The organism is Enterobacter cloacae complex sp. 397G4 (assembly GCF_050031515.1).
Taxonomy (GTDB): Bacteria; Pseudomonadota; Gammaproteobacteria; order Enterobacterales; family Enterobacteriaceae; genus Enterobacter; species Enterobacter hormaechei_C.
Genome location: NZ_JBLGWE010000001.1, coordinates 3,582,237 through 3,603,281, shown reverse-complemented (window position 1 = coordinate 3,603,281; position 21,045 = coordinate 3,582,237). Strand labels below are relative to the sequence as shown.

17 protein-coding genes, 1 tRNA gene and 2 rRNA genes are annotated in these 21,045 nt (G+C 53.9%); 12 read left to right on the top strand and 8 right to left on the bottom strand.

The window, feature by feature from the left end:
- The first annotated feature begins 48 nt into the window (after positions 1 to 48).
- From ACQG1Y_RS17300 to ACQG1Y_RS17280, 5 genes are all read left to right on the top strand, one after another.
- Positions 49 to 124, top strand: a tRNA-Glu gene (locus ACQG1Y_RS17300).
- Positions 125 to 306: 182 nt separating this feature from the next.
- Positions 307 to 3,211: ribosomal RNA gene (locus ACQG1Y_RS17295) — 23S ribosomal RNA — on the top strand.
- Positions 3,212 to 3,399: 188 nt separating this feature from the next.
- Positions 3,400 to 3,515 (top strand): 5S ribosomal RNA (gene rrf / locus ACQG1Y_RS17290).
- Between the two features lie 128 nt (positions 3,516 to 3,643).
- Positions 3,644 to 4,096: a DUF4385 domain-containing protein gene (locus ACQG1Y_RS17285; RefSeq protein ID WP_193042373.1), complete on the top strand. Its 453-nt coding sequence runs from the start codon at positions 3,644 to 3,646 to the stop codon at positions 4,094 to 4,096.
- A gap of 151 nt (positions 4,097 to 4,247) precedes the next feature.
- Positions 4,248 to 5,555 (top strand): MFS family transporter, encoded by a 1,308-nt coding sequence (locus tag ACQG1Y_RS17280; protein ID WP_017383558.1) that lies wholly within the window; start codon positions 4,248 to 4,250, stop codon positions 5,553 to 5,555.
- Here ACQG1Y_RS17280 and ACQG1Y_RS17275 read toward each other — a convergent pair.
- From ACQG1Y_RS17275 to trxC, 5 genes are all read right to left on the bottom strand, one after another.
- A complete protein-coding gene (locus ACQG1Y_RS17275) occupies positions 5,552 to 5,875 on the bottom strand; it encodes a YfiM family lipoprotein (protein WP_003860739.1) in 324 nt (107 codons plus the stop codon). The two genes, ACQG1Y_RS17280 and ACQG1Y_RS17275, sit on opposite strands and share 4 nt — an antisense overlap.
- Before the next feature lie 45 nt (positions 5,876 to 5,920).
- Entirely contained in the window at positions 5,921 to 7,276 is a 1,356-nt protein-coding gene (gene pssA, locus ACQG1Y_RS17270) for a CDP-diacylglycerol--serine O-phosphatidyltransferase (RefSeq protein ID WP_026094276.1), read from the bottom strand.
- Positions 7,277 to 7,385: 109 nt separating this feature from the next.
- Positions 7,386 to 10,049, bottom strand: coding sequence for a bifunctional acetate--CoA ligase family protein/GNAT family N-acetyltransferase (locus ACQG1Y_RS17265; protein ID WP_368740538.1), 2,664 nt, complete (start codon positions 10,047 to 10,049; stop codon positions 7,386 to 7,388).
- A 35-nt stretch (positions 10,050 to 10,084) separates the two neighbouring features.
- A complete protein-coding gene (gene tapT / locus ACQG1Y_RS17260; protein WP_047057367.1) occupies positions 10,085 to 10,783 on the bottom strand; it encodes a tRNA-uridine aminocarboxypropyltransferase in 699 nt (232 codons plus the stop codon).
- A gap of 70 nt (positions 10,784 to 10,853) precedes the next feature.
- The gene (gene trxC, locus ACQG1Y_RS17255) at positions 10,854 to 11,273 is read right to left on the bottom strand and encodes a thioredoxin TrxC (RefSeq protein ID WP_032649129.1); all 420 of its coding nucleotides are present in this window, start codon (positions 11,271 to 11,273) and stop codon (positions 10,854 to 10,856) included.
- A 204-nt stretch (positions 11,274 to 11,477) separates the two neighbouring features.
- On the opposite strand from trxC, the gene ACQG1Y_RS17250 reads away from it, so the two are divergent.
- Complete coding sequence (locus tag ACQG1Y_RS17250; protein WP_017383555.1) at positions 11,478 to 12,563, top strand: tRNA/rRNA methyltransferase; 1,086 nt, start codon at positions 11,478 to 11,480, stop codon at positions 12,561 to 12,563.
- A 39-nt stretch (positions 12,564 to 12,602) separates the two neighbouring features.
- Here the strand turns inward: ACQG1Y_RS17250 and ung are convergent, their stop codons facing one another.
- Positions 12,603 to 13,292 carry a uracil-DNA glycosylase gene (ung, locus tag ACQG1Y_RS17245; RefSeq protein WP_032654620.1) on the bottom strand — a complete coding sequence of 230 codons (690 nt, stop codon included), beginning with the start codon at positions 13,290 to 13,292 and terminating at the stop codon, positions 12,603 to 12,605.
- A 315-nt stretch (positions 13,293 to 13,607) separates the two neighbouring features.
- Here ung and grcA point away from each other — a divergent pair, with 315 nt between their 5' ends.
- Positions 13,608 to 13,991 carry an autonomous glycyl radical cofactor GrcA gene (grcA, locus tag ACQG1Y_RS17240; protein ID WP_003860727.1) on the top strand — a complete coding sequence of 128 codons (384 nt, stop codon included), beginning with the start codon at positions 13,608 to 13,610 and terminating at the stop codon, positions 13,989 to 13,991.
- Between the two features lie 52 nt (positions 13,992 to 14,043).
- Here grcA and srmB read toward each other — a convergent pair whose 3' ends face one another.
- Positions 14,044 to 15,372 (bottom strand): ATP-dependent RNA helicase SrmB, encoded by a 1,329-nt coding sequence (gene srmB, locus ACQG1Y_RS17235; protein ID WP_017383554.1) that lies wholly within the window; start codon positions 15,370 to 15,372, stop codon positions 14,044 to 14,046.
- Between the two features lie 132 nt (positions 15,373 to 15,504).
- Between srmB and trmN the strand changes: the two genes are divergently transcribed.
- Positions 15,505 to 16,242 (top strand): tRNA(1)(Val) (adenine(37)-N(6))-methyltransferase TrmN, encoded by a 738-nt coding sequence (gene trmN, locus ACQG1Y_RS17230; RefSeq protein ID WP_368740539.1) that lies wholly within the window; start codon positions 15,505 to 15,507, stop codon positions 16,240 to 16,242.
- Here the strand turns inward: trmN and nadB are convergent.
- A complete protein-coding gene (gene nadB / locus ACQG1Y_RS17225) occupies positions 16,227 to 17,846 on the bottom strand; it encodes an L-aspartate oxidase (protein ID WP_017692868.1) in 1,620 nt (539 codons plus the stop codon). The two genes, trmN and nadB, sit on opposite strands and share 16 nt — an antisense overlap.
- 425 nt (positions 17,847 to 18,271) lie before the next feature.
- On the opposite strand from nadB, the gene rpoE reads away from it, so the two are divergent.
- From rpoE to rseC, 4 genes are read left to right on the top strand one after another with little or no spacing between them, the layout of a single operon-like run.
- Positions 18,272 to 18,847 (top strand): RNA polymerase sigma factor RpoE, encoded by a 576-nt coding sequence (rpoE, locus tag ACQG1Y_RS17220; RefSeq protein ID WP_006176728.1) that lies wholly within the window; start codon positions 18,272 to 18,274, stop codon positions 18,845 to 18,847.
- Positions 18,848 to 18,878: 31 nt separating this feature from the next.
- Positions 18,879 to 19,529 (top strand): anti-sigma-E factor RseA, encoded by a 651-nt coding sequence (gene rseA / locus ACQG1Y_RS17215; RefSeq protein WP_015572138.1) that lies wholly within the window; start codon positions 18,879 to 18,881, stop codon positions 19,527 to 19,529.
- Positions 19,529 to 20,482 carry a sigma-E factor regulatory protein RseB gene (gene rseB, locus ACQG1Y_RS17210; protein ID WP_003860717.1) on the top strand — a complete coding sequence of 318 codons (954 nt, stop codon included), beginning with the start codon at positions 19,529 to 19,531 and terminating at the stop codon, positions 20,480 to 20,482. The genes rseA and rseB overlap by 1 nt, the downstream gene beginning before the upstream one ends.
- A complete protein-coding gene (rseC, locus tag ACQG1Y_RS17205; protein WP_006811609.1) occupies positions 20,479 to 20,955 on the top strand; it encodes a SoxR-reducing system protein RseC in 477 nt (158 codons plus the stop codon). Before rseB ends, rseC begins: the two co-directional genes overlap by 4 nt.
- Positions 20,956 to 21,045: the final 90 nt, after the last annotated feature.

Sequence of the window (21,045 nt, the reverse complement as noted above, 5' to 3'; positions counted from 1 at the left end):
TGTCTGATGAAAAGTAAATAGCAAGGCGTCTTGCGATTGAGACTGTACGTCCCCTTCGTCTAGAGGCCCAGGACACCGCCCTTTCACGGCGGTAACAGGGGTTCGAATCCCCTAGGGGACGCCACTTGCTGGTTCGTGAGTGAAAGTCACCTGCCGTCATATCTCAAAACTGACTTGCGAGTCATGTTTGAGATATTTGCTCTTTAAAAATCTGGATCAAGCTGAAAATTGAAACGACACACAGCTCATGTGTGTTCGAGTCTCTCAAATTTTCGCAATCAGAAGTGAAACATCTTCGGGTTGTGAGGTTAAGCGACTAAGCGTACACGGTGGATGCCCTGGCAGTCAGAGGCGATGAAGGACGTGCTAATCTGCGAAAAGCGCCGGCGAGGTGATATGAACCCTTGACCCGGCGATGTCCGAATGGGGAAACCCAGTGCAATCCGTTGCACTATCGTTAACTGAATACATAGGTTAACGAGGCGAACCGGGGGAACTGAAACATCTAAGTACCCCGAGGAAAAGAAATCAACCGAGATTCCCCCAGTAGCGGCGAGCGAACGGGGAGCAGCCCGGAGTCTGAATCAGCTTGTGTGTTAGTGGAACGGTCTGGAAAGTCCGACGGTACAGGGTGATAGTCCCGTACACGAAAGCACACTTGCTGTGAACTCGAAGAGTAGGGCGGGACACGTGGTATCCTGTCTGAATATGGGGGGACCATCCTCCAAGGCTAAATACTCCTGACTGACCGATAGTGAACCAGTACCGTGAGGGAAAGGCGAAAAGAACCCCGGCGAGGGGAGTGAAAAAGAACCTGAAACCGTGTACGTACAAGCAGTGGGAGCCTCTTTATGGGGTGACTGCGTACCTTTTGTATAATGGGTCAGCGACTTATATTCTGTAGCAAGGTTAACCGTATAGGGGAGCCGAAGGGAAACCGAGTCTTAACTGGGCGTTAAGTTGCAGGGTATAGACCCGAAACCCGGTGATCTAGCCATGGGCAGGTTGAAGGTTGGGTAACACTAACTGGAGGACCGAACCGACTAATGTTGAAAAATTAGCGGATGACCTGTGGCTGGGGGTGAAAGGCCAATCAAACCGGGAGATAGCTGGTTCTCCCCGAAAGCTATTTAGGTAGCGCCTCGTGAACTCATCTTCGGGGGTAGAGCACTGTTTCGGCTAGGGGGCCATCCCGGCTTACCAACCCGATGCAAACTACGAATACCGAAGAATGTTATCACGGGAGACACACGGCGGGTGCTAACGTCCGTCGTGAAGAGGGAAACAACCCAGACCGCCAGCTAAGGTCCCAAAGTCATGGTTAAGTGGGAAACGATGTGGGAAGGCACAGACAGCCAGGATGTTGGCTTAGAAGCAGCCATCATTTAAAGAAAGCGTAATAGCTCACTGGTCGAGTCGGCCTGCGCGGAAGATGTAACGGGGCTAAACCATGCACCGAAGCTGCGGCAGCGACACTATGTGTTGTTGGGTAGGGGAGCGTTCTGTAAGCCGTTGAAGGTGTGCTGTGAGGCATGCTGGAGGTATCAGAAGTGCGAATGCTGACATAAGTAACGATAAAGCGGGTGAAAAGCCCGCTCGCCGGAAGACCAAGGGTTCCTGTCCAACGTTAATCGGGGCAGGGTGAGTCGACCCCTAAGGCGAGGCCGAAAGGCGTAGTCGATGGGAAACAGGTTAATATTCCTGTACTTGGTGTTACTGCGAAGGGGGGACGGAGAAGGCTATGTCAGCCGGGCGACGGTTGTCCCGGTTTAAGCATGTAGGCGGAGGTTCCAGGTAAATCCGGTACCTTATTAACGCTGAGGTGTGATGACGAGGCACTACGGTGCTGAAGTGATAAATGCCCTGCTTCCAGGAAAAGCCTCTAAGCATCAGGTAACACGAAATCGTACCCCAAACCGACACAGGTGGTCAGGTAGAGAATACCAAGGCGCTTGAGAGAACTCGGGTGAAGGAACTAGGCAAAATGGTGCCGTAACTTCGGGAGAAGGCACGCTGATATGTAGGTGAAGCCCCTGCGGGTGGAGCTGAAATCAGTCGAAGATACCAGCTGGCTGCAACTGTTTATTAAAAACACAGCACTGTGCAAACACGAAAGTGGACGTATACGGTGTGACGCCTGCCCGGTGCCGGAAGGTTAATTGATGGGGTTAGCGGCAACGCGAAGCTCTTGATCGAAGCCCCGGTAAACGGCGGCCGTAACTATAACGGTCCTAAGGTAGCGAAATTCCTTGTCGGGTAAGTTCCGACCTGCACGAATGGCGTAATGATGGCCAGGCTGTCTCCACCCGAGACTCAGTGAAATTGAACTCGCTGTGAAGATGCAGTGTACCCGCGGCAAGACGGAAAGACCCCGTGAACCTTTACTATAGCTTGACACTGAACACTGGTCCTTGATGTGTAGGATAGGTGGGAGGCTTTGAAGCGTGGACGCCAGTCTGCGTGGAGCCAACCTTGAAATACCACCCTTTAATGGCTGGTGTTCTAACGTAGACCCGTAATCCGGGTTGCGGACAGTGTCTGGTGGGTAGTTTGACTGGGGCGGTCTCCTCCCAAAGAGTAACGGAGGAGCACGAAGGTTGGCTAATCCTGGTCGGACATCAGGAGGTTAGTGCAATGGCATAAGCCAGCTTGACTGCGAGCGTGACGGCGCGAGCAGGTGCGAAAGCAGGTCATAGTGATCCGGTGGTTCTGAATGGAAGGGCCATCGCTCAACGGATAAAAGGTACTCCGGGGATAACAGGCTGATACCGCCCAAGAGTTCATATCGACGGCGGTGTTTGGCACCTCGATGTCGGCTCATCACATCCTGGGGCTGAAGTAGGTCCCAAGGGTATGGCTGTTCGCCATTTAAAGTGGTACGCGAGCTGGGTTTAGAACGTCGTGAGACAGTTCGGTCCCTATCTGCCGTGGGCGCTGGAGAATTGAGGGGGGCTGCTCCTAGTACGAGAGGACCGGAGTGGACGCATCACTGGTGTTCGGGTTGTCATGCCAATGGCACTGCCCGGTAGCTAAATGCGGAAGAGATAAGTGCTGAAAGCATCTAAGCACGAAACTTGCCCCGAGATGAGTTCTCCCTGAGACCTTGAGTCTCCTGAAGGAACGTTGAAGACGACGACGTTGATAGGTCGGGTGTGTAAGCGCAGCGATGCGTTGAGCTAACCGATACTAATGAACCGTGAGGCTTAACCTTACAACGCCGAAGGTGTTTTGGCGAAGAGACGAAATTTTCAGCTTAGATTCAGAGTCCGAAGGATTTTGCGCTGAGACAAGGCGGCAAACGAAGGAAAGGAAGGAGCATACTGAGGTATGTGACTGACTTTACGAGAGCAGCCAACGCAGTATCAGTGCGAAAGACACAGGACAGAGCACAGGAATTTGCCTGGCGGCTGTAGCGCGGTGGTCCCACCTGACCCCATGCCGAACTCAGAAGTGAAACGCCGTAGCGCCGATGGTAGTGTGGGGTCTCCCCATGTGAGAGTAGGGAACTGCCAGGCATCAATTAAGAAGAACCCCGTACCGTAAGGTGCGGGGTTTTTTGCTTTGTACGTGGAAAACATGCCGGATGGCGGCTTCCCCTTATCCGGCCTACAATTGTTAAAACAATTTTAACAATGGTGCCGCTTTGACTCGTCCCTTTGATTATCAACAAGATTTTGCCAATATTAATTTTCGCGAACATCCCGAACGGTATCAGGTGGGCCGGGGTGAGCAGGGCGTATTGATGGTCGAGCCTTATAAAAGCGAAATCCTGCCACACTGGCGTTATAAAAATGCTGAAGTCGCAGCGCGTTCGGCAGAAGAGATCTACGCCCTCTTTGAAGAGTACCGCAGGAATAACGATTTTGTAGGTATGGATATGGCGCGTAAATTCATACAGATGGGCTACACCCGTGCCCGGCGATACGCCAATCATAAAGGCGGTAAAAAGTATGATGAGAAGCGCCAGGTCAAACCCCTCGATCTCGATCCCGTAAAAGCAGAGGCCGCTGCGGTATTCAGAACGTGGTGGGATAAAATTCGTGCCGATGAAGATTATTTGCAGCGAAAAAAGGCGCACCAGCAAGCGTGGGGATAATTACTACGTCCGCTAATAATTCGATACCTGATCGAGTTCACAAAATCCAATGAAACATATTGGAAACATTTTATTTACCTAACGATTCGTTTTAAATCCGGTTTTACTGTTTGTGGGCAATGGCCCGCAATGTGAGACAGGGGATTTTAAAATGACAGAAACCGTAGCCAGTGCAGATACGGATAACACAAGTTTAGCAGGCAAGGATACTCGCCGTCGGGTTTGGGCAATCGTTGGAGCTTCATCGGGGAACCTTGTAGAGTGGTTTGATTTTTACGTCTATTCATTCTGTTCACTCTACTTTGCGCATATCTTTTTCCCGTCAGGGAACACCACTACGCAGCTTCTGCAAACCGCAGGCGTTTTTGCCGCCGGGTTCCTGATGCGTCCCATTGGCGGATGGCTGTTCGGCAGGATCGCCGACAGGAAAGGGCGCAAGACATCCATGCTTATCTCCGTATGCATGATGTGCGTCGGCTCGCTGGTGATTGCCTGCCTGCCCGGATATGACACTATCGGAACATGGGCACCGGCGTTGTTGCTGCTGGCACGCCTGTTCCAGGGGCTGTCAGTAGGTGGCGAATACGGCACCAGCGCGACATACATGAGCGAAGTAGCTGTTGAAGGGCGCAAAGGTTTCTATGCATCATTCCAGTATGTAACCCTCATTGGCGGTCAGCTGCTGGCGTTACTGGTTGTGGTGATCCTTCAACAAATCCTTAGCGATGAAGATTTACGCGCCTGGGGCTGGCGCATCCCGTTTGCCCTGGGGGCTGCCCTGGCGGTTGTGGCGCTGTGGTTACGCCGTCAGCTTGATGAAACCTCCCAGCAGGAGGTCAGGGCGCTGAAAGAAGCCGGTTCGATGAAAGGGCTGTGGCGAAACCGCAAAGCGTTTTTGATGGTATTAGGCTTTACCGCCGCAGGCTCGCTAAGCTTCTATACCTTCACCACCTATATGCAAAAATATCTGGTCAACACCACGGGCATGCATGCTAACGTTGCGAGTGTCGTCATGACGGTGGCGTTACTGGTCTTTATGCTCATCCAGCCGATTGTTGGCGCGCTGTCGGACAAAATAGGTCGCCGCACCTCCATGCTGATCTTTGGTGGCATGCTCACCCTGGGGACTGTTCCGCTTTTGACGGCGCTACAGCATACAACCTCTCCGTATGCCGCTTTCGCTTTGATTATGGTGGCACTTATTATTATTAGTTTTTACACGGCAATCAGTGGCATTTTGAAAGCAGAAATGTTTCCCGCACAGGTGAGGGCGCTGGGCGTAGGCCTCTCTTATGCGGTCGCTAACGCCCTGTTCGGCGGTTCGGCAGAGTATGTCGCGCTATCCCTTAAGTCATGGGGCAGTGAATCGACCTTTTTCTGGTATGTCACCATCATGGGGGCGCTGGCGTTTATTGTCTCCCTGATGCTGCATCGTAAAGGAAAAGGGATCCGCCTTTAGTAATGCGCCATCTGCCAGACGGCGTAGCCGGTTGTTGCCCCGGCTACGTCCCAGGCAAAATCTTTCCAGCTCCAGCCGCTTCCCGAGGGGCGGCTATCCCAAAGTTCTTTTGATGCCCCCAGGCTGATGGAGAACATCAGCCCCATTGTGGCACTTCGATCCCGGCTATAACCCTGGTGCAGCGCATATTCATTACCCGCAGCGGACAACATTGCAGACGCCAGAAAGTGTTGAGCTTTATCCTGACCCGACCAGTTATCATTAGCCATATGGCTGCAACCGGTCAGGAAAAGAGGGATTATCAAGAAAGGCGTACGCATTAACAGACTCCATAAAAAAGCCCCGTCGATGACAGGGCTCGTGTATTACAGAATGCGGCTGATGAGGCGGTCGATACGGATCCGACGTAGACGGCGAATCAGCTTGCGAACTTTCACCGGATAATCAGCGATGCTTTGCAGATCGCGATAATGACGAACCACTGTAGTATGCGTGCGTATAAGCTCCAGCTCACGATCGCGTTTCGCGGCTAACGCATGCTGAGGATCGTGGATAAGGATGGCGTTTTCCAGATCCAGACGCCAGGCGCGTGGGTTGAGATTATTACCGGTCAGCAGCATCCACTCATCATCCACCCACATTCCTTTGAGGTGATAGCTGTTGTCTTCATCTTTCCAGAGACGCACAACCAGCTGGTCCGTGTTCACATAATACTGTAAACGGCTCAGGAAGCGGCGCAGGTTAATCTCATAGAGATAAGGCAGTGCGCCGATGATCTTGAAAGGCTGATCTTCCGGAATGAAAAAGTCATTTGCCGTTTTATCCCCGACAATAATTTCCACCTTTTTACCATCACGCAGCAGCTGAATGATATTGCGCACCAGAACGGCGGGAAGGTTGAAGTACGGGGTACAGATGGTGAGCTTATGCTCCGCGCACGGCATCAAATGGAAGATGGTCTTGTTCAGCAGGCTGGATTTTCCCAGGCCTACCAGAGGCGTAACGGACAGTTCTTCATTACTGGCATCACCCTGAAAACGATAAACCGCATCGCGCAGTTCCTGGCGGAAGGAGCGAACGTCGTTTTTGATTTCCGGGCTTTTCGGACGATGAGGATCGTCAAGACGGTGCACACCCCGGCCATGAACCAGGTTTTTATCAACCCAGTTGAACATGATGTCGGCCATCTGCGGATTGCGGATCAGATGGTAGCGATCGTAACGGTATTTATCGAGCTGATGGAGATACACATCATTCAGGCTGGCACCGCTATAAAGGACGCTGTCATCAATGATAAATCCTTTAAAATGAAGAACGCCAAGCGCTTCACGGGTATTCACCGGTACGCCATACACCGGGATATCAATACCCGGATTTTCCTGGGCCGTGCGGCAATACCAGTCAGCATTGGTATTCGAGGCAGCGGCACCAATACGGCCGCGCTGAGCACGGTGCCAGTCAACCAGCACGCGAACATCCAGTTCCGGACGCTGACGTTTCGCTTCATAGAGCGCGTTCAGGATCGCACGCCCACCTTCATCTTGTTCAAGATAGAGCGCCACAATGCAAATACGTCGCGTAGCGCTGGCAATCTTTTCAAGAAGCGTCTCCCGGAAATGAGCGGGAGCATAAAAGAACTCTACATCATCAACTGACTGAGAAATCTTCGGTAGTTGAGCAAGGTGTTGTTGATGTTTATTACGCTTAAATTTTGACAACATCACAGTGCGTTTCTTCTCTGTTCATTGAAGGGTTGTCTGTACCAGGCAAACAACATAAGCGGACAATGATACCCCAGTGCCGCGAAAAGTGGGTAACATTTCCAGCAGCTTACTCTTGTTTATCCGTCGAAATCAGGCTGAGGGACAGAGAGACAATGCCTTCATCCAGCTGGATATCAACGTCAAAACCGAGCTTCCGCGCCAGGGTCACCATACCCCGATTGTTTGGCATAGTAATGCCATTCAGGCGTGACAATCCGTGATCGCGCGTATAACCAATGAGTTTTTCGAGCAGCCGTCTGCCCAACCCCAAACCCTTAAGATCGGAACGCACCAGTACGGCAAACTCCGCATCCACGTTATCCGGGTCGGAAATGGCACGCGTCACGCCGAGGATCTCCTCTCCCGCTCCGGAACGGCGGACCGCCACAATCGCCATTTCTCGATCGTAGTCGATCTGGGTCATATTGGCTAAATCGTCGTGGGTAAATTCATTGATTTCGCTGAAATAGCGATAGTACAAATCTTCCTTCGTCACCTGCGAGATGAACGCCCGCAGCAGCGGCTCGTCTTCCGGCAGGATAGGGCGAAACAGCGCCCGTTCCCCATTTTTCATCTCCACCCACTCTTCCAGATGAAGAGGATAAGGACGAATGGCGAGACGGCTTTCCCGATCACCGATAAAGGGCGCAATATCCAGCGTCACGTCCAGCGCGGTAAATTCATTTCCGGAGGCAAGAAGGGGGTGGATATCCAGGCGCTGGATCTCCGCACAGTCAACAATGAGGTTGGAGACCTTCACCAGAAACTGGCTTAATCCGGCGATATCAAGCGGCCGCAGAGCGCTTCTCCCGCGGATTTTTTTGCTTTTGATGGCCTGAATAATCAAATAACGCGCCAGGTTCATGTTTAGAGGAGGAAGCGCGACAACCGCCTGTTCTTCTGGCCGCCACTCAACGCCGCCTTCACCCAGCATAATGAGCGGACCAAAAACCGGATCGTGTTCGACAACCACGCGCAGCTCCTGTGCACCCGCACGGTTGGCCATGCTCTGCACCAGCAGGCCGTGGATCCGGGCCTGTGGCCACGTCATTTTTACGCGATCGATAATGGCATCCGCGGCCTGTTGTACTTCTGTCGCGGTGCGCAGATACAGCATGACGCCCTGCACATCCGATTTGTGCGGAATATCGGGAGAGCGCAGCTTCAGCGCGACCGGATAACCAATCTGCTCAGCGATATGTACCGCCTCAGCGCTGTCGCCGGCGATCCAGGTGGGCAGGGTTTGCATCCCATAGCTGCCAAGAATGGGTTGTACCTCATGTGTATCAAGAGAAGTGGCGCCCTCTTCGATGGCCTGCTGCAAAAGCCTGTGCACATCCACTGAATTTGCGGTGAGATTGCCCGGCATGGCAGGCGTTTCACGCAGCTGCTTCTGGTTGCGGCGGTATTCAACCATATGCATAAACGCGGTAATGGTGCCCTCCGGGGTACGGTAGGTTGGCAACCCGGCTTCACTAAACAGACGCCGTGCCTCCTGGGAGGAGAACTCGCCGCACCAGTTGGTCAGCAGGGTAACGTATTTGCCGCGGGGATGTTTTCGGACTGCCTCAATCAGCGCACGCGCACTTTCGCTGCCTGGCGCAACCGCGCTGGGCGAATGGATAATCATCAGTGCATCAAAGTCCTGGCTATCGAGCAAAATCGTGATCGCCTTAATGTAACGATCGCTGCTGGCATCATCGCGCAAATCGAGGGGATTATCGGGAACAACGCTTCCCGGTAACGCGTCCCGCAGGCGCTGTAGCGTCTCTTCACCCAGCGTGGCCAGCTTGCCGTTGCGTAGCCAGAGCTCGTCCAGCGCCAGGGCGGCGGGAGCGGCACCGTTGCTGACAATCATCAGCTTTTCACCGCGCAGGGGGCGCATGTGGCTTAACGTTTCGACGGCGGAAAAAAGCTCGTGCGTATCCTGTACCCGCAGTAAACCGGCGCGCTGGATCGCTGCATCCCATGCGGGATCCATCCCGGAACGGGAATGTAGCAGGCGCTGAGCCGCAGGGCTGCGCCCGCTTTTGATGACCAGTATCGGTTTATTTCGCGATGCGCTACGCGACGCCGACACAAAACGACGGGCGTCGCTCAGGTGTTCAAGGTAGAGCAGGATAGCGCTGGTTTTGCTGTCACGCGCCAGGAAATCCAGCAGCTCATCGACGTCAATGTCCAGGCTGTCGCCCAAAGCGATGAAGTAGGAAAAGCCCATCTCACGCTGCTGCGCCCAGTCGAGGATGGTATTGGATACCGCAGCCGACTGCGAAATAAAGGCCAGTTTGCCTTTACGGATCGGAACCGGGGAAAAACTGGCATTCAGCCCTTGCCAGGGCGCAAGCAGGCCGAGGCTGTTTGGACCAAGAATGCGCATCTGGTAGCGGCTGGCGCAGGCCAGCAGTTCGGGCTGCTGTTCAGGAGGCGAGGAAAGAATAATGCAGGTTTTACAGCCTTTCTGACCGAGCGACTCAAGCAGTTCGAGGTTTCGTTTCGCATGTGTACAGAGCACGGCGAGGTCGGGAACGAAAGGCAGGCTCTGCACATCCGGCCACGCCAGTACTCCCTGTACCGCTTTATAAGCGGGCGTAACAGGCATGACCGGGCCGTTAAACCCGCCAGCCAGCAGGTTACGCATCATCAGATACCCTGCGCGGTCCGGTTTCATCGAGGCGCCAATAACGGCAATGGATTTCGGACGGAGTAGCGCTTCTAACCCTCTCTGGCTCATGCAGGCCTCCCGTGAATGCAAGCGACCTGATGATTTTAAACGCTTTCTGTCTCTGTTGCTGTGACGCTACCCTTATGAACGGTTTTTCCCGCAAGATAACGTTCACGGAAGCAGGAGAAGTGGGAGCCCAGCGCGCCGGCCGCCTGGGTATCGCCCGCCAGATCCAGTAGCGCAATAGCGACTTCAGCGGTGCAATATTGACCGTCGGCATGCGCTTCACGCAAGCGATAGGCCGAAACGCGCGACAGATCGACGGAAATCACCGGCAGCGCATCAAGGTAAGGGCTTTTGCGAAACATCTTTCTCGCTTCGGTCCAGGTGCCGTCGAGCATAATAAACAGCGGCGGCTTACCGGATGGTGGCACCGTAAGCACCTGACGTTGTTCGCCTGCATATGATGCCGGGAAAACGACCATGGGCTGATAGTCCGGGCTTGCCACCAGGTCGAGCAGAGCCTGAGGTGGCTCAGTGCGCGACCACTGAAACGCTGCGGTGTTGGGCAGAATATCGGCGATCAAACGCCCCGTGTTGCTGGGCTTCATCGGTTCGGTATCGAACATGACCAGACAAAAGCGGCTTTTCGCCTCGCTCGGTGCAAGCGTTTCGCACAGACACACTTTCAGCGGTAAAAGGCAGCGCTGGCAGCGGCGAATACGATTGCCTCGGGCCAGAAAAGGGCGGGTGGCGCGCGCAAGGCGCTCGGCGCGTAATTGAAGTACAGCGTTATCAGTCATGGGCGAAAAGGCAGGAAAAACCCCATTTTCGCAGAGGAGCGAACGGGGCACAAGATATGCCCCGTGAATGTTACAGGGATTCGTTTAACCAGCTGTCGAAAGGCGCTTTCGGTACTGCACCATTGAGCATGTCGATCACTTCACCATTTTTGAAAATCATAATGGTTGGAATGCTGCGAATGCGAAAACGGGCGCTGAGTTCACGTTCCGCTTCGGTATTCACTTTGACAAAACGCATTTTCCCGCTGCGCTCTTCAGCAACGTCTTCGAAGATGGGCGCAAAGTTACGGCAGGGGCCGCACCACGGTGCCCAGAAATCGACCACAACAGGCAGATCATCCTTGAGGAGTTTGTCCAGCGTAGCACCCGTCGCGTTAATGACATCGCCATCAAATAATTCGTGGCCACAACGCCCGCATTTCGCACCGTCATCCATCCGGTCGTCCGGAATGCGGTTTACAGCCTGACAGTTGGCACATACGGTATTCATAACTAACCTCTGATAGAGCCGTGGAACAACGGCAGAACGCCGATAATGTTTCTGATATGTTACATATTATCAGTGAGCTTGTATGAAACGACAATGCGTTTTATTCAATGGGAACAATAGTCACAGGCTTTTGTACGAAATTATGGCTATGAGCTTGCACATCGGGTAATCTGCGCGCTTCGCGCAGCGCTGGTGGAGAAAAGCATGAACGACGAAATGAAAAACAAAAGCGGCAAGGTCAAAGTGATGTATGTCCGCAGTGATGATGACTCTGATAAACGCACCCAAAATCCGCGTACCGGAAAAGGTGGCGGGCGTCCGGCGTCTTCTCGTGCAGACGGTGGCCGTCGCCCCGCCCGCGATGACAGAAATAACCGCGGCGATGACCGCAAACGTGATGACCGTAAGCGTGACGATCGCAAACGCGATGATGTTGTCCGTGACGGTGGATCGCCATGGCGTACCGTTTCGCGCGCGCCCGGTGAAGAGGCGACCGAAAAAGCCGATCACGGCGGTATCAGCGGAAAAAGCTTTATCGATCCGGAAGTGCTGCGTCGTCAGCGTGCGGAAGAGACCCGTGTCTACGGTGAGAACGCCTGTCAGGCCCTGTTCCAGAGCCGCCCGGAGTGTATTGTTCGTGCATGGTTTATTCAGAGCGTGACCCCGCGCTTCAAAGAAGCGCTGCGCTGGATGGCGGCGAACCGCAAAGCCTATCACGTGGTTGACGATGCCGAGCTGACAAAAGCGTCCGGGACTGAACACCACGGCGGCGTCTGCTTCCTGATCAAAAAACGTAACGGCACTACCGTGCAGCAGTGGGTCAGCCAGGCAGATGCCGATGACTGCGTGCTGGCGCTGGAAGATGTGGGTAACCCGCATAACCTGGGCGCTATGATGCGTAGCTGCGCGCACTTTGGCGTGAAAGGCGTTCTGTTGCAGGATGCCGCGCTGCTGGAATCCGGTGCGGCGATTCGTACTGCTGAAGGCGGTGCAGAGCATGTTCAGCCGATCACCGGCGACAGCGTGCTGGAAGCCCTGGAGCAATTCCGTAAAGCGGGCTACACCATTGTCACCACCTCAAGCCGTGCCGCTACGCCGCTGTTTAAAGCGACGTTGCCGCGCAAAATGGTGCTGGTGTTAGGTCAGGAGCGTGATGGTCTGTCTGATGCGGCACTCTCCAGCGCTGACCTGAGCGTCTCTATCGACGGCACTGGCAACGTTGAAAGCCTGAACGTATCCGTTGCGACCGGCGTGCTGCTGGCGGAATGGTGGCGTCAGAACAAGGCATAAGCCTTTTATGTGCCGGGCCTGACCCGGCACATTCAAACCCTACTCGCTCTCTGCCGGTAACACAGGCATCCAGTCAATCGGCTTTTCGCCACGCTTTTCCAGCCACTCATTCGTCAGAACAAAATGATTACTGCCAAAGAAACCGCGATGCGCAGACAGCGGCGACGGGTGCGGTGCCTTCAGCACGTAATGACGCTGACGATCGATAATCGCCCCTTTCTTTTGGGCATGCGAACCCCAGAGTAAAAACACGACGCCTTCACGATGCTCATTGATCAGGCTGATAACCTTATCGGTAAAGGTTTCCCATCCCAGACTGGCGTGGGAGTGTGCCTGACCCGCCCGGACGGTTAATACGGTATTCAGCAACAGCACGCCCTGGCGCGCCCAGCTTTCCAGATAACCGTGATTAGGGCGGGTAAAACCCGGAATCGTTCCTTCCAGCTCTTTATACATATTCAGCAGAGAAGGGGGGATGGCCACGCCCGGACGCACGGAAAATGCCAGTCCGTGAGCCTGCCCGGGGCCGTGGTACGGATCCTGCCCCAGGATAACCACCTTTACATCACTCAGTTCGGTGTAGCGGAAGGCGTTAAACACATCTTTCTGCGGCGGATAAATTGTCTGGCCGGCCTGCCGTTCAGCCGCAACGGTACTGAGGGTGTTAATAAAATAGGGCTGCTGCTTCTCTTCTGCCAGCACGTCATGCCAGGTTAAAGGTGTTGTCATCTCGCTCTCCTGCGAATCTCATTCTGTGTCTAGCTTACCTGCTAAACCCCAATGAGCAAAATTACCCGCGGAAAAGCAGGCTAAGTGTCTCAATTTATGTTGAAAACCAGGCAGGATAAGTTGAATTGGTAAACCTTTAAAATTGATCTAAAACAAAAAATACAGACCACACTCTTTGTGTGGTTGGTGGTTTTGTTGATTTAAATCAATAAATCACCCGGGTCTGAATGTTATATATACACACAACAAACAATGGTTTTACCAATTGGCCGCAAAAGGCCAGCATCAGTTAATGTAGCCTAAGGGAGGCAACACATGATTACAGGTATCCAGATTACTAAAGCTGCAAATGACGATCTGCTGAACTCTTTCTGGCTGCTGGACAGCGAGAAAAACGAAGCGCGCTGTGTAGTAGCGAAAGCAGGTTTTGCGGAAGACGAAATCGTTCCGGTGAGCAAACTGGGCGAAATTGAATACCGTGAAATTCCAATGCAAGTGCAACCAGAAGTACGCGTGGAAGGCGGTCAGCACCTGAACGTTAACGTCCTGCGTCGCGAAACGCTGATGGATGCCGTTGAGCACCCGGAAAAATACCCGCAGCTGACCATCCGTGTGTCTGGCTATGCGGTGCGTTTCAACTCTCTGACCCCGGAACAGCAGCGCGACGTTATCGCGCGTACCTTTACTGAAAGCCTGTAAGGTTTCAGCTTCGGGGGTGGAATAAAAAAGCCGGGAATATCCCGGCTTTTTTTTACTCTTCCGTTTTTGTCTCTGGCGCAGCAGAACTTGGCTTACGGCGCTTACCAATATTTTTGGTATCGCGGTGGCGCTGTTTAACGCGCGGCTTCTCTTTTTCTTTCTCTTTTCTCTCAGCACGTTTCGCGAGCGCTTTCTTGGACGGTTTACCCGTCATTTTTTCACTCGGCGCACGTGTGGTCGGACGAAGCCCGTCAATCACGCGAGCTTTCAGCGGCTCCTCAACGTAGCGGCCAATTTTCTGTAGCAGCAAATGGTCGTGCGCTTCTACCAGAGAGATAGCAATACCTTTGCGGCCCGCACGGCCGGTACGACCAATACGGTGCAGGTAAGTATCACCGCTGCGCGGCATATCAAAGTTGATCACGTGGCTCACGTCCGGGATGTCGATCCCGCGCGCGGCAACGTCGGTGGCAACCAGCACATTCACGCGGCCATCGGTCAGGCGCTTGATCCCTTCAGTACGCTTAACCTGCGCCATTTCACCTTCGAGATAGCAGTTGTTAATGCCGGCGTTGCGCAGCATTTCTGCCAGCTCATGCACGCGCTCACGTTTGCGTACGAAGACGATGGTACGGGTTGCCTCTTCCTGCTTCAGCAGGTGTTTCAACAACTCAACCTTATGCTCAAGGTTATCTGCGCGGTAGTACCACTGGTGGATCTTCTTACGCTCACGGGTCGATGGCGTAGCGGACACTTCCACCGGATCTTCCAGCAGACGTTCGGCGAAATCTTTAATCGCATCCCCTTCAAGGGTTGCCGAGAACAGCATTGTCTGATTACGCCAGCGCGTTTCACCCGCGATGTGTTCGATATCCTGGGCAAAGCCCATGTCCAGCATGCGGTCAGCTTCATCGAGAATCAGCGTTTCCACCGCGCGGCAGTCGAAGTTCTCTTCTTTTATGTATTGCAGCAGACGGCCTGTCGTCGCGACAACGATATCCTGGTTTTCGCTGAACACTTCGGCGTGGTTCATATACGCTACGCCGCCGGTGATGGTCGCGATATCCAGATGGGTGTTCGCCGCCAGCTCACGCGCGTGTTCGGCAACCTGCATCGCCAGTTCACGGGTCGGGGTCAGGATCAAAATGCGCGGCGGGCCTGATTTTTTACGCGGAAAGTCGAGCAAATGCTGCAACACAGGCAGCAAGTAGGCTGCTGTCTTCCCCGTGCCGGTTGGCGCAGAACCGAGCACATCGCGGCCCTCAAGCGCAGGCGGAATGGCCGCGGCCTGAATGGCGGTCGGGCGTGTAAAGCCTTTGCTCTCAAGGGCATTGAGCAGGCTTTCATCGAGTTCAAGTTCGGAAAAAGTCGTTACAGTCATGTTCTACCTCTGTGTGGGGCGCTGATTATAGACGTTACGGCTGTAATCTTCATCTGTTTGTATGGATATCGCTTTTCGACCACTTCGCTTTCCCCTATGCTACTCCAGTTTCACTCAGAAGGTTGTCCTGACATGTCTCAACTCAAAGCGCAGTTGCGCCGCGATGGTTTTACGTTTAAACAGTTTTTTGTGGCGCACGATCGTTGTGCGATGAAAGTCGGCACAGACGGTATTTTACTGGGTGCATGGGCGCCTGTCGCAGGTGTAAAACGCATTCTGGATATTGGTACGGGCAGCGGACTTCAGGCGCTGATGCTGGCGCAGCGAACGGAAGAACACGTCACGATCGACGCCGTTGAGCTTGATCCTCAGGCGTCCCGGCAGGCAAGTGAAAACGCTGCCGACTCTCCGTGGGCAGATCGCATCAGGGTAGAATGCGCCGATGTCCTGACCTGGGCGCCGGAGCAAACCGCGCGTTACGATTTGATTGTCAGCAATCCGCCGTATTTCACGCCAGGCGTGGAATGTGGAACGCCAGAACGCGAGCAGGCACGTTTCACCGGCTCGCTCGATCACAAGGCGCTACTGACCAGTGCGGCGGAGCTTATCTCGGAAGAGGGATTTTTCTGCGTGGTCTTGCCTGAAAGCACGGGTAATACCTTCATTGAGATCGCACGGGGGATCGGCTGGAATCTGCGTCTTCGTACCGATATTTCGGATACGGAAGGACGCTTACCGCACCGCGTGTTGCTGGCGCTCTCGCCGAAAGAGGGGGAATGCTTTATCGACAGGATGGTCATTCGTGGGCCAGACCAGCGTTATTCCGAAGATTACACTGCCCTGACCCAGACCTTTTATCTGTTTATGTGAACCTGCGGCGTCAACACCGACGGGCCGGACATTTCAAGCGGTTCGGGATAGTCCAGCGTATAATGCAGGCCACGGCTCTCTTTGCGCATCATCGCACAGCGCACAATCAGCTCGGCAACCTGCACAAGGTTGCGCAGCTCCAGCAGATTATTAGAAACGCGGAAGTTGGCGTAATATTCATCAATTTCCTGCTGCAACATCATGATGCGGCGTAACGCGCGTTCCAGACGCTTCGTTGTGCGTACAATCCCGACATAATCCCACATGAAAAGCCGCAGCTCGTGCCAGTTATGCTGGATAACCACCAGTTCGTCCGGGTTTTCTACCCGACTTTCATCCCATGCCGGCAAGTGTGTTGTCGGACGTGCATAGGGCATGCGTTTGGTAATATCTTCCGCAGCCGACCACCCATACACCAGACACTCCAGCAGCGAGTTTGAGGCCATGCGATTCGCACCATGCAGGCCGGTGTAGCTGACCTCGCCGATCGCATACAAACCATCCACGTCGGTACGACCATGATCGTCAACCATCACCCCGCCACAGGTATAGTGTGCGGCAGGTACAATCGGCACCGGATCGCGGGTTAAATCAATACCCAGACTCAGCAGCTTTTCATAAATCATCGGGAAGTGCTGGCGAATAAAGTCTTCCGGTTTATGGCTAATGTCCAGATACATACAGTCGACGCCAAGCCGCTTCATCTCGTGGTCAATGGCGCGGGCCACGATATCCCGCGGGGCAAGTTCACCTCGGGGGTCGAAGTCCGGCATAAACCGGGAACCGTCCGGACGCTTCAGATACGCGCCTTCGCCGCGCAACGCTTCAGTTAACAGGAAGTTACGTGCCTGCGGGTGGAAAAGGGCGGTAGGATGGAACTGATTAAACTCCATATTCGCCACGCGGCAGCCTGCGCGCCAGGCCATGGCGATACCGTCTCCGGAGGCGATATCCGGGTTAGTCGTGTACTGGTAAACCTTGGAGGCGCCGCCAGTCGCCAGCACAACGGCTTTTGCCTGGCAGGTTTCCACCTTCTCTTTATTCCGATTCCACACCCATGCGCCGACAACACGGCGCGTGCCGGGCAGGCCAATCTTATCGGAAATAATCAGGTCGACGGCGTTGCTGCGCTCCAGCACCCGAATATTAGGATGGCTGAGGGCTTTGCTGACCAGCGTGGTTTCAACCGCTTTTCCGGTTGCATCAGCAGCGTGCAGAATACGGCGGTGGCTGTGCCCGCCTTCACGGGTCAGGTGATAGCTCTCTTCACCATTAGGCTGAACATGCGTATCAAACAGCACGCCCTGATCGATAAGCCATTGCACGCAGTGGCGGGCATTGCTGGCGACAAACTCTGCCGCATGCTCATCCACGATCCCGGCGCCGGCAATCAGGGTGTCTTCTACGTGCGAGGCTATACTATCCGTTTCATCAAACACGGCGGCAATACCGCCTTGTGCATAGAAGGTGGAACCTTCGCTCATCGGCCCTTTACTCAGCACGATTACGTTCTGATGTTCCGCCAGGCGCAGTGCGAGGGATAGGCCGGCAGCACCGCTGCCGATGATCAGTACATCACAATGAAGTTCAGGCGTCGTGTTCATGATGTTTGTTTAATTTACTAAACATGGTATGGGGAGAATAGCATTGTGATGCGAGATATCGCACGTTTTTTTTGTTGTGTGTTGCAATGACTAAACGGAAGGCCAGAAGTTAAATCTGCGCTAAATGGCCGGAAATATTTTGCGAAGCAGATCGTTAGCTTCAGATTTTGTGGTGAAATAAAGCCTGTGTTGCGTTACTCTTCTGACGATAAAGTTGATGATTCTTGTCAGAAAGCGGGTGCGTATCGTGAACAGACTTATAATGAGAGAAAATGAACGGTCTGCGGCGCGATGAACAAAAACAAAGGCGTTACGGAACTTATTGAAGAACAGACACTCTAATTCGGTGCTTGCTCAAAGTGCAATGTTGTTAGAGTGGCGTTTCGATAACGCGTGGAATTTGGTTTGGGGAGACATTACCTCGGATGAGCGAGCAGTTAACGGACCAGGTCCTGGTTGAACGGGTCCAGAAGGGAGATCAGAAAGCTTTTAACCTACTGGTGGTGCGCTACCAGCATAAGGTAGCGAGTCTGGTTTCCCGCTATGTACCGTCAGGCGATGTTCCTGATGTGGTGCAAGAGTCTTTTATTAAGGCCTATCGCGCGCTGGATTCATTCCGGGGGGATAGTGCTTTTTATACCTGGCTGTATCGTATTGCAGTCAATACGGCTAAGAATTATTTGGTTGCTCAGGGCCGTCGTCCGCCTTCTAGTGATGTCGACGCTATCGACGCAGAAAACTTCGAAAGTGGCGGCGCGCTGAAAGAAATTTCGAACCCTGAGAACTTAATGTTGTCAGAAGAACTGAGACAAATCGTTTTTCGCACGATCGAGTCGCTCCCGGAAGATTTACGCATGGCAATTACGTTACGGGAGCTGGATGGCCTAAGCTATGAAGAGATAGCCGCCATCATGGATTGTCCGGTCGGCACGGTTCGTTCACGAATTTTCCGTGCGCGAGAAGCCATTGATAATAAAGTTCAACCGCTTATCAGGCGTTGACGATAGCGGGATACTGGAAAAGGTATTAGGCATGCAGAAAGAAAAACTTTCCGCTTTAATGGATGGTGAAACGCTGGATAATGAGCTGCTCGATGAGTTGTCTCATTCTCCCGAAATGCAACAGACCTGGGAGAGCTATCATCTTATCCGCGACTCTCTGCGCGGTGATACCAGCGAGGTTCTCCATTTCGATATCTCAGCACGCGTTATGGCGGCCATTGAGAACGAACCTGTTCATCAGACCACGCCGCTGATTCCTGAAGCGCAGCCTGCACCTCACCAATGGCAGAAAATGCCGTTCTGGCACAAGGTGCGTCCATGGGCCAGCCAGCTCACCCAAATGGGGGTCGCTGCGTGCGTATCGCTTGCAGTTATCGTTGGGGTCCAGCACTATAATACTCAGTCTGAAGCCAATCAGCAGCCTGAAGCGCCAGTGTTCAATACGCTGCCGATGATGGGTAAAGCCAGCCCGGTTAGCCTGGGCGTACCGGCAGATGCCTCCGCAAGCGGCGGACAGCAACAGCAGGTACAGGAGCAGCGCCGTCGCATTAATGCGATGTTGCAGGATTACGAGTTGCAGCGCCGTCTGCACTCCGAGCAGCTTCAGTTTGAGCAGGCCCAAACCCAGCAGGCTGCTGTGCAGGTGCCAGGAAACCAAACTTTAGGAACGCAATCGCAGTAATGAAGCAACTTTGGTTCGCCATGTCTTTGATGGCGGGTAGCCTGTTCTTCTCTGCTAACGCCTCGGCTGATGTTTCATCCGGGGCGTTGTTGCAGCAAATGAATCTGGCCAGCCAGTCACTCAATTACGAGTTGGCATTTATCAGCATCAATAAGCAGGGTGTCGAATCGTTACGCTATCGCCACGCCCGCCTTGATAACCAGCCGCTCGCCCAGCTTTTACAGATGGATGGCCCGCGTCGGGAAGTGGTCCAGCGTGGGAATGAAATCAGCTATTTCGAGCCTGGCCTTGAGCCGTTTACGCTCAATGGTGACTACATCGTTGACTCCCTGCCGTCGCTCATTTACACCGATTTTAAACGTCTCGCCCCCTACTATGATTTTATCTCGGTGGGGCGAACGCGTATTGCCGACAGGCTGTGCGAAGTGATCCGCGTTGTTGCGCGGGATGGGACACGTTACAGCTATATCGTCTGGATTGACGCAGAGACGAAGCTGCCGATGCGCGTTGATCTGCTCGATCGCGACGGTGAGACGCTGGAGCAGTTCCGCGTGATCTCCTTCGATGTGAACAGTCAGGTTGGCAACAGCATGCAGAATCTGGCCAAAGCCAGCCTGCCGCCTTTGCTTTCCGTGCCTGCCGGCGACTCTGTCAATTTTAACTGGGTACCATCCTGGATACCGCAAGGGTTCAGCGAAGTTTCCAGCAGCCGTCGCCAGCTTCCGACCATCGAAACACCAGTTGAGTCGCGACTCTATTCCGATGGGCTGTTTAGCTTCTCGGTGAATATCAATCGCGCTACGGCGAACAGTTCCGAACAGATGCTCCGTACCGGTCGCCGGACGGTCAGCACGACGGTGCGCGATAATGCGGAAATTACCATTGTCGGTGAATTACCGCCGCCAACGGCAAAACGTATTTCAGACAGCATTAAATTCAGGGCTGCGCAATGATTAAAGAGTGGGCCACGGTCGTATCCTGGCAGGATGGCGTAGCGCTTGTCAGCTGTGACGTTAAAGCATCATGCAGCAGCTGCGCTTCGCGAGCCGGTTGCGGCAGCCGCGTGTTGAATAAGCTGGGGCCGCAAACGTCGCACACTATTGCTGTGCCGAGCGATCAGCCGCTGGTGGCAGGGCAAAAAGTGGAGCTGGGCATCGCTGAAGGTAGCCTGCTCACTTCCGCCATGCTGGTTTACCTTTCTCCGCTGGCAGGTCTGTTCGTGATGGGCGGGGTTTTCCAGATGCTGTTCGGCACAGATTTGGCCGCCATGTGCGGTGCCGCTTTGGGCGGCGTGGGCGGGTTCTGGCTTGCTAAAGGCGTTTCCCCAAGGCTTGCCGCCCGGGAAGCGTGGCAGCCCGTTATCCTCAGCGTTGCACTGGCACCCGACCAACTTCGTGTTGAGACGCTCTCTTCTGAGGCCCGGTAATCTGCCGGGCTTTATTATTATTTACATCGCAATAAAGAAAACGCCGTCTCTTCGCGCTATACCTGGCTCTAAGTGCATTTCCAGCTGACG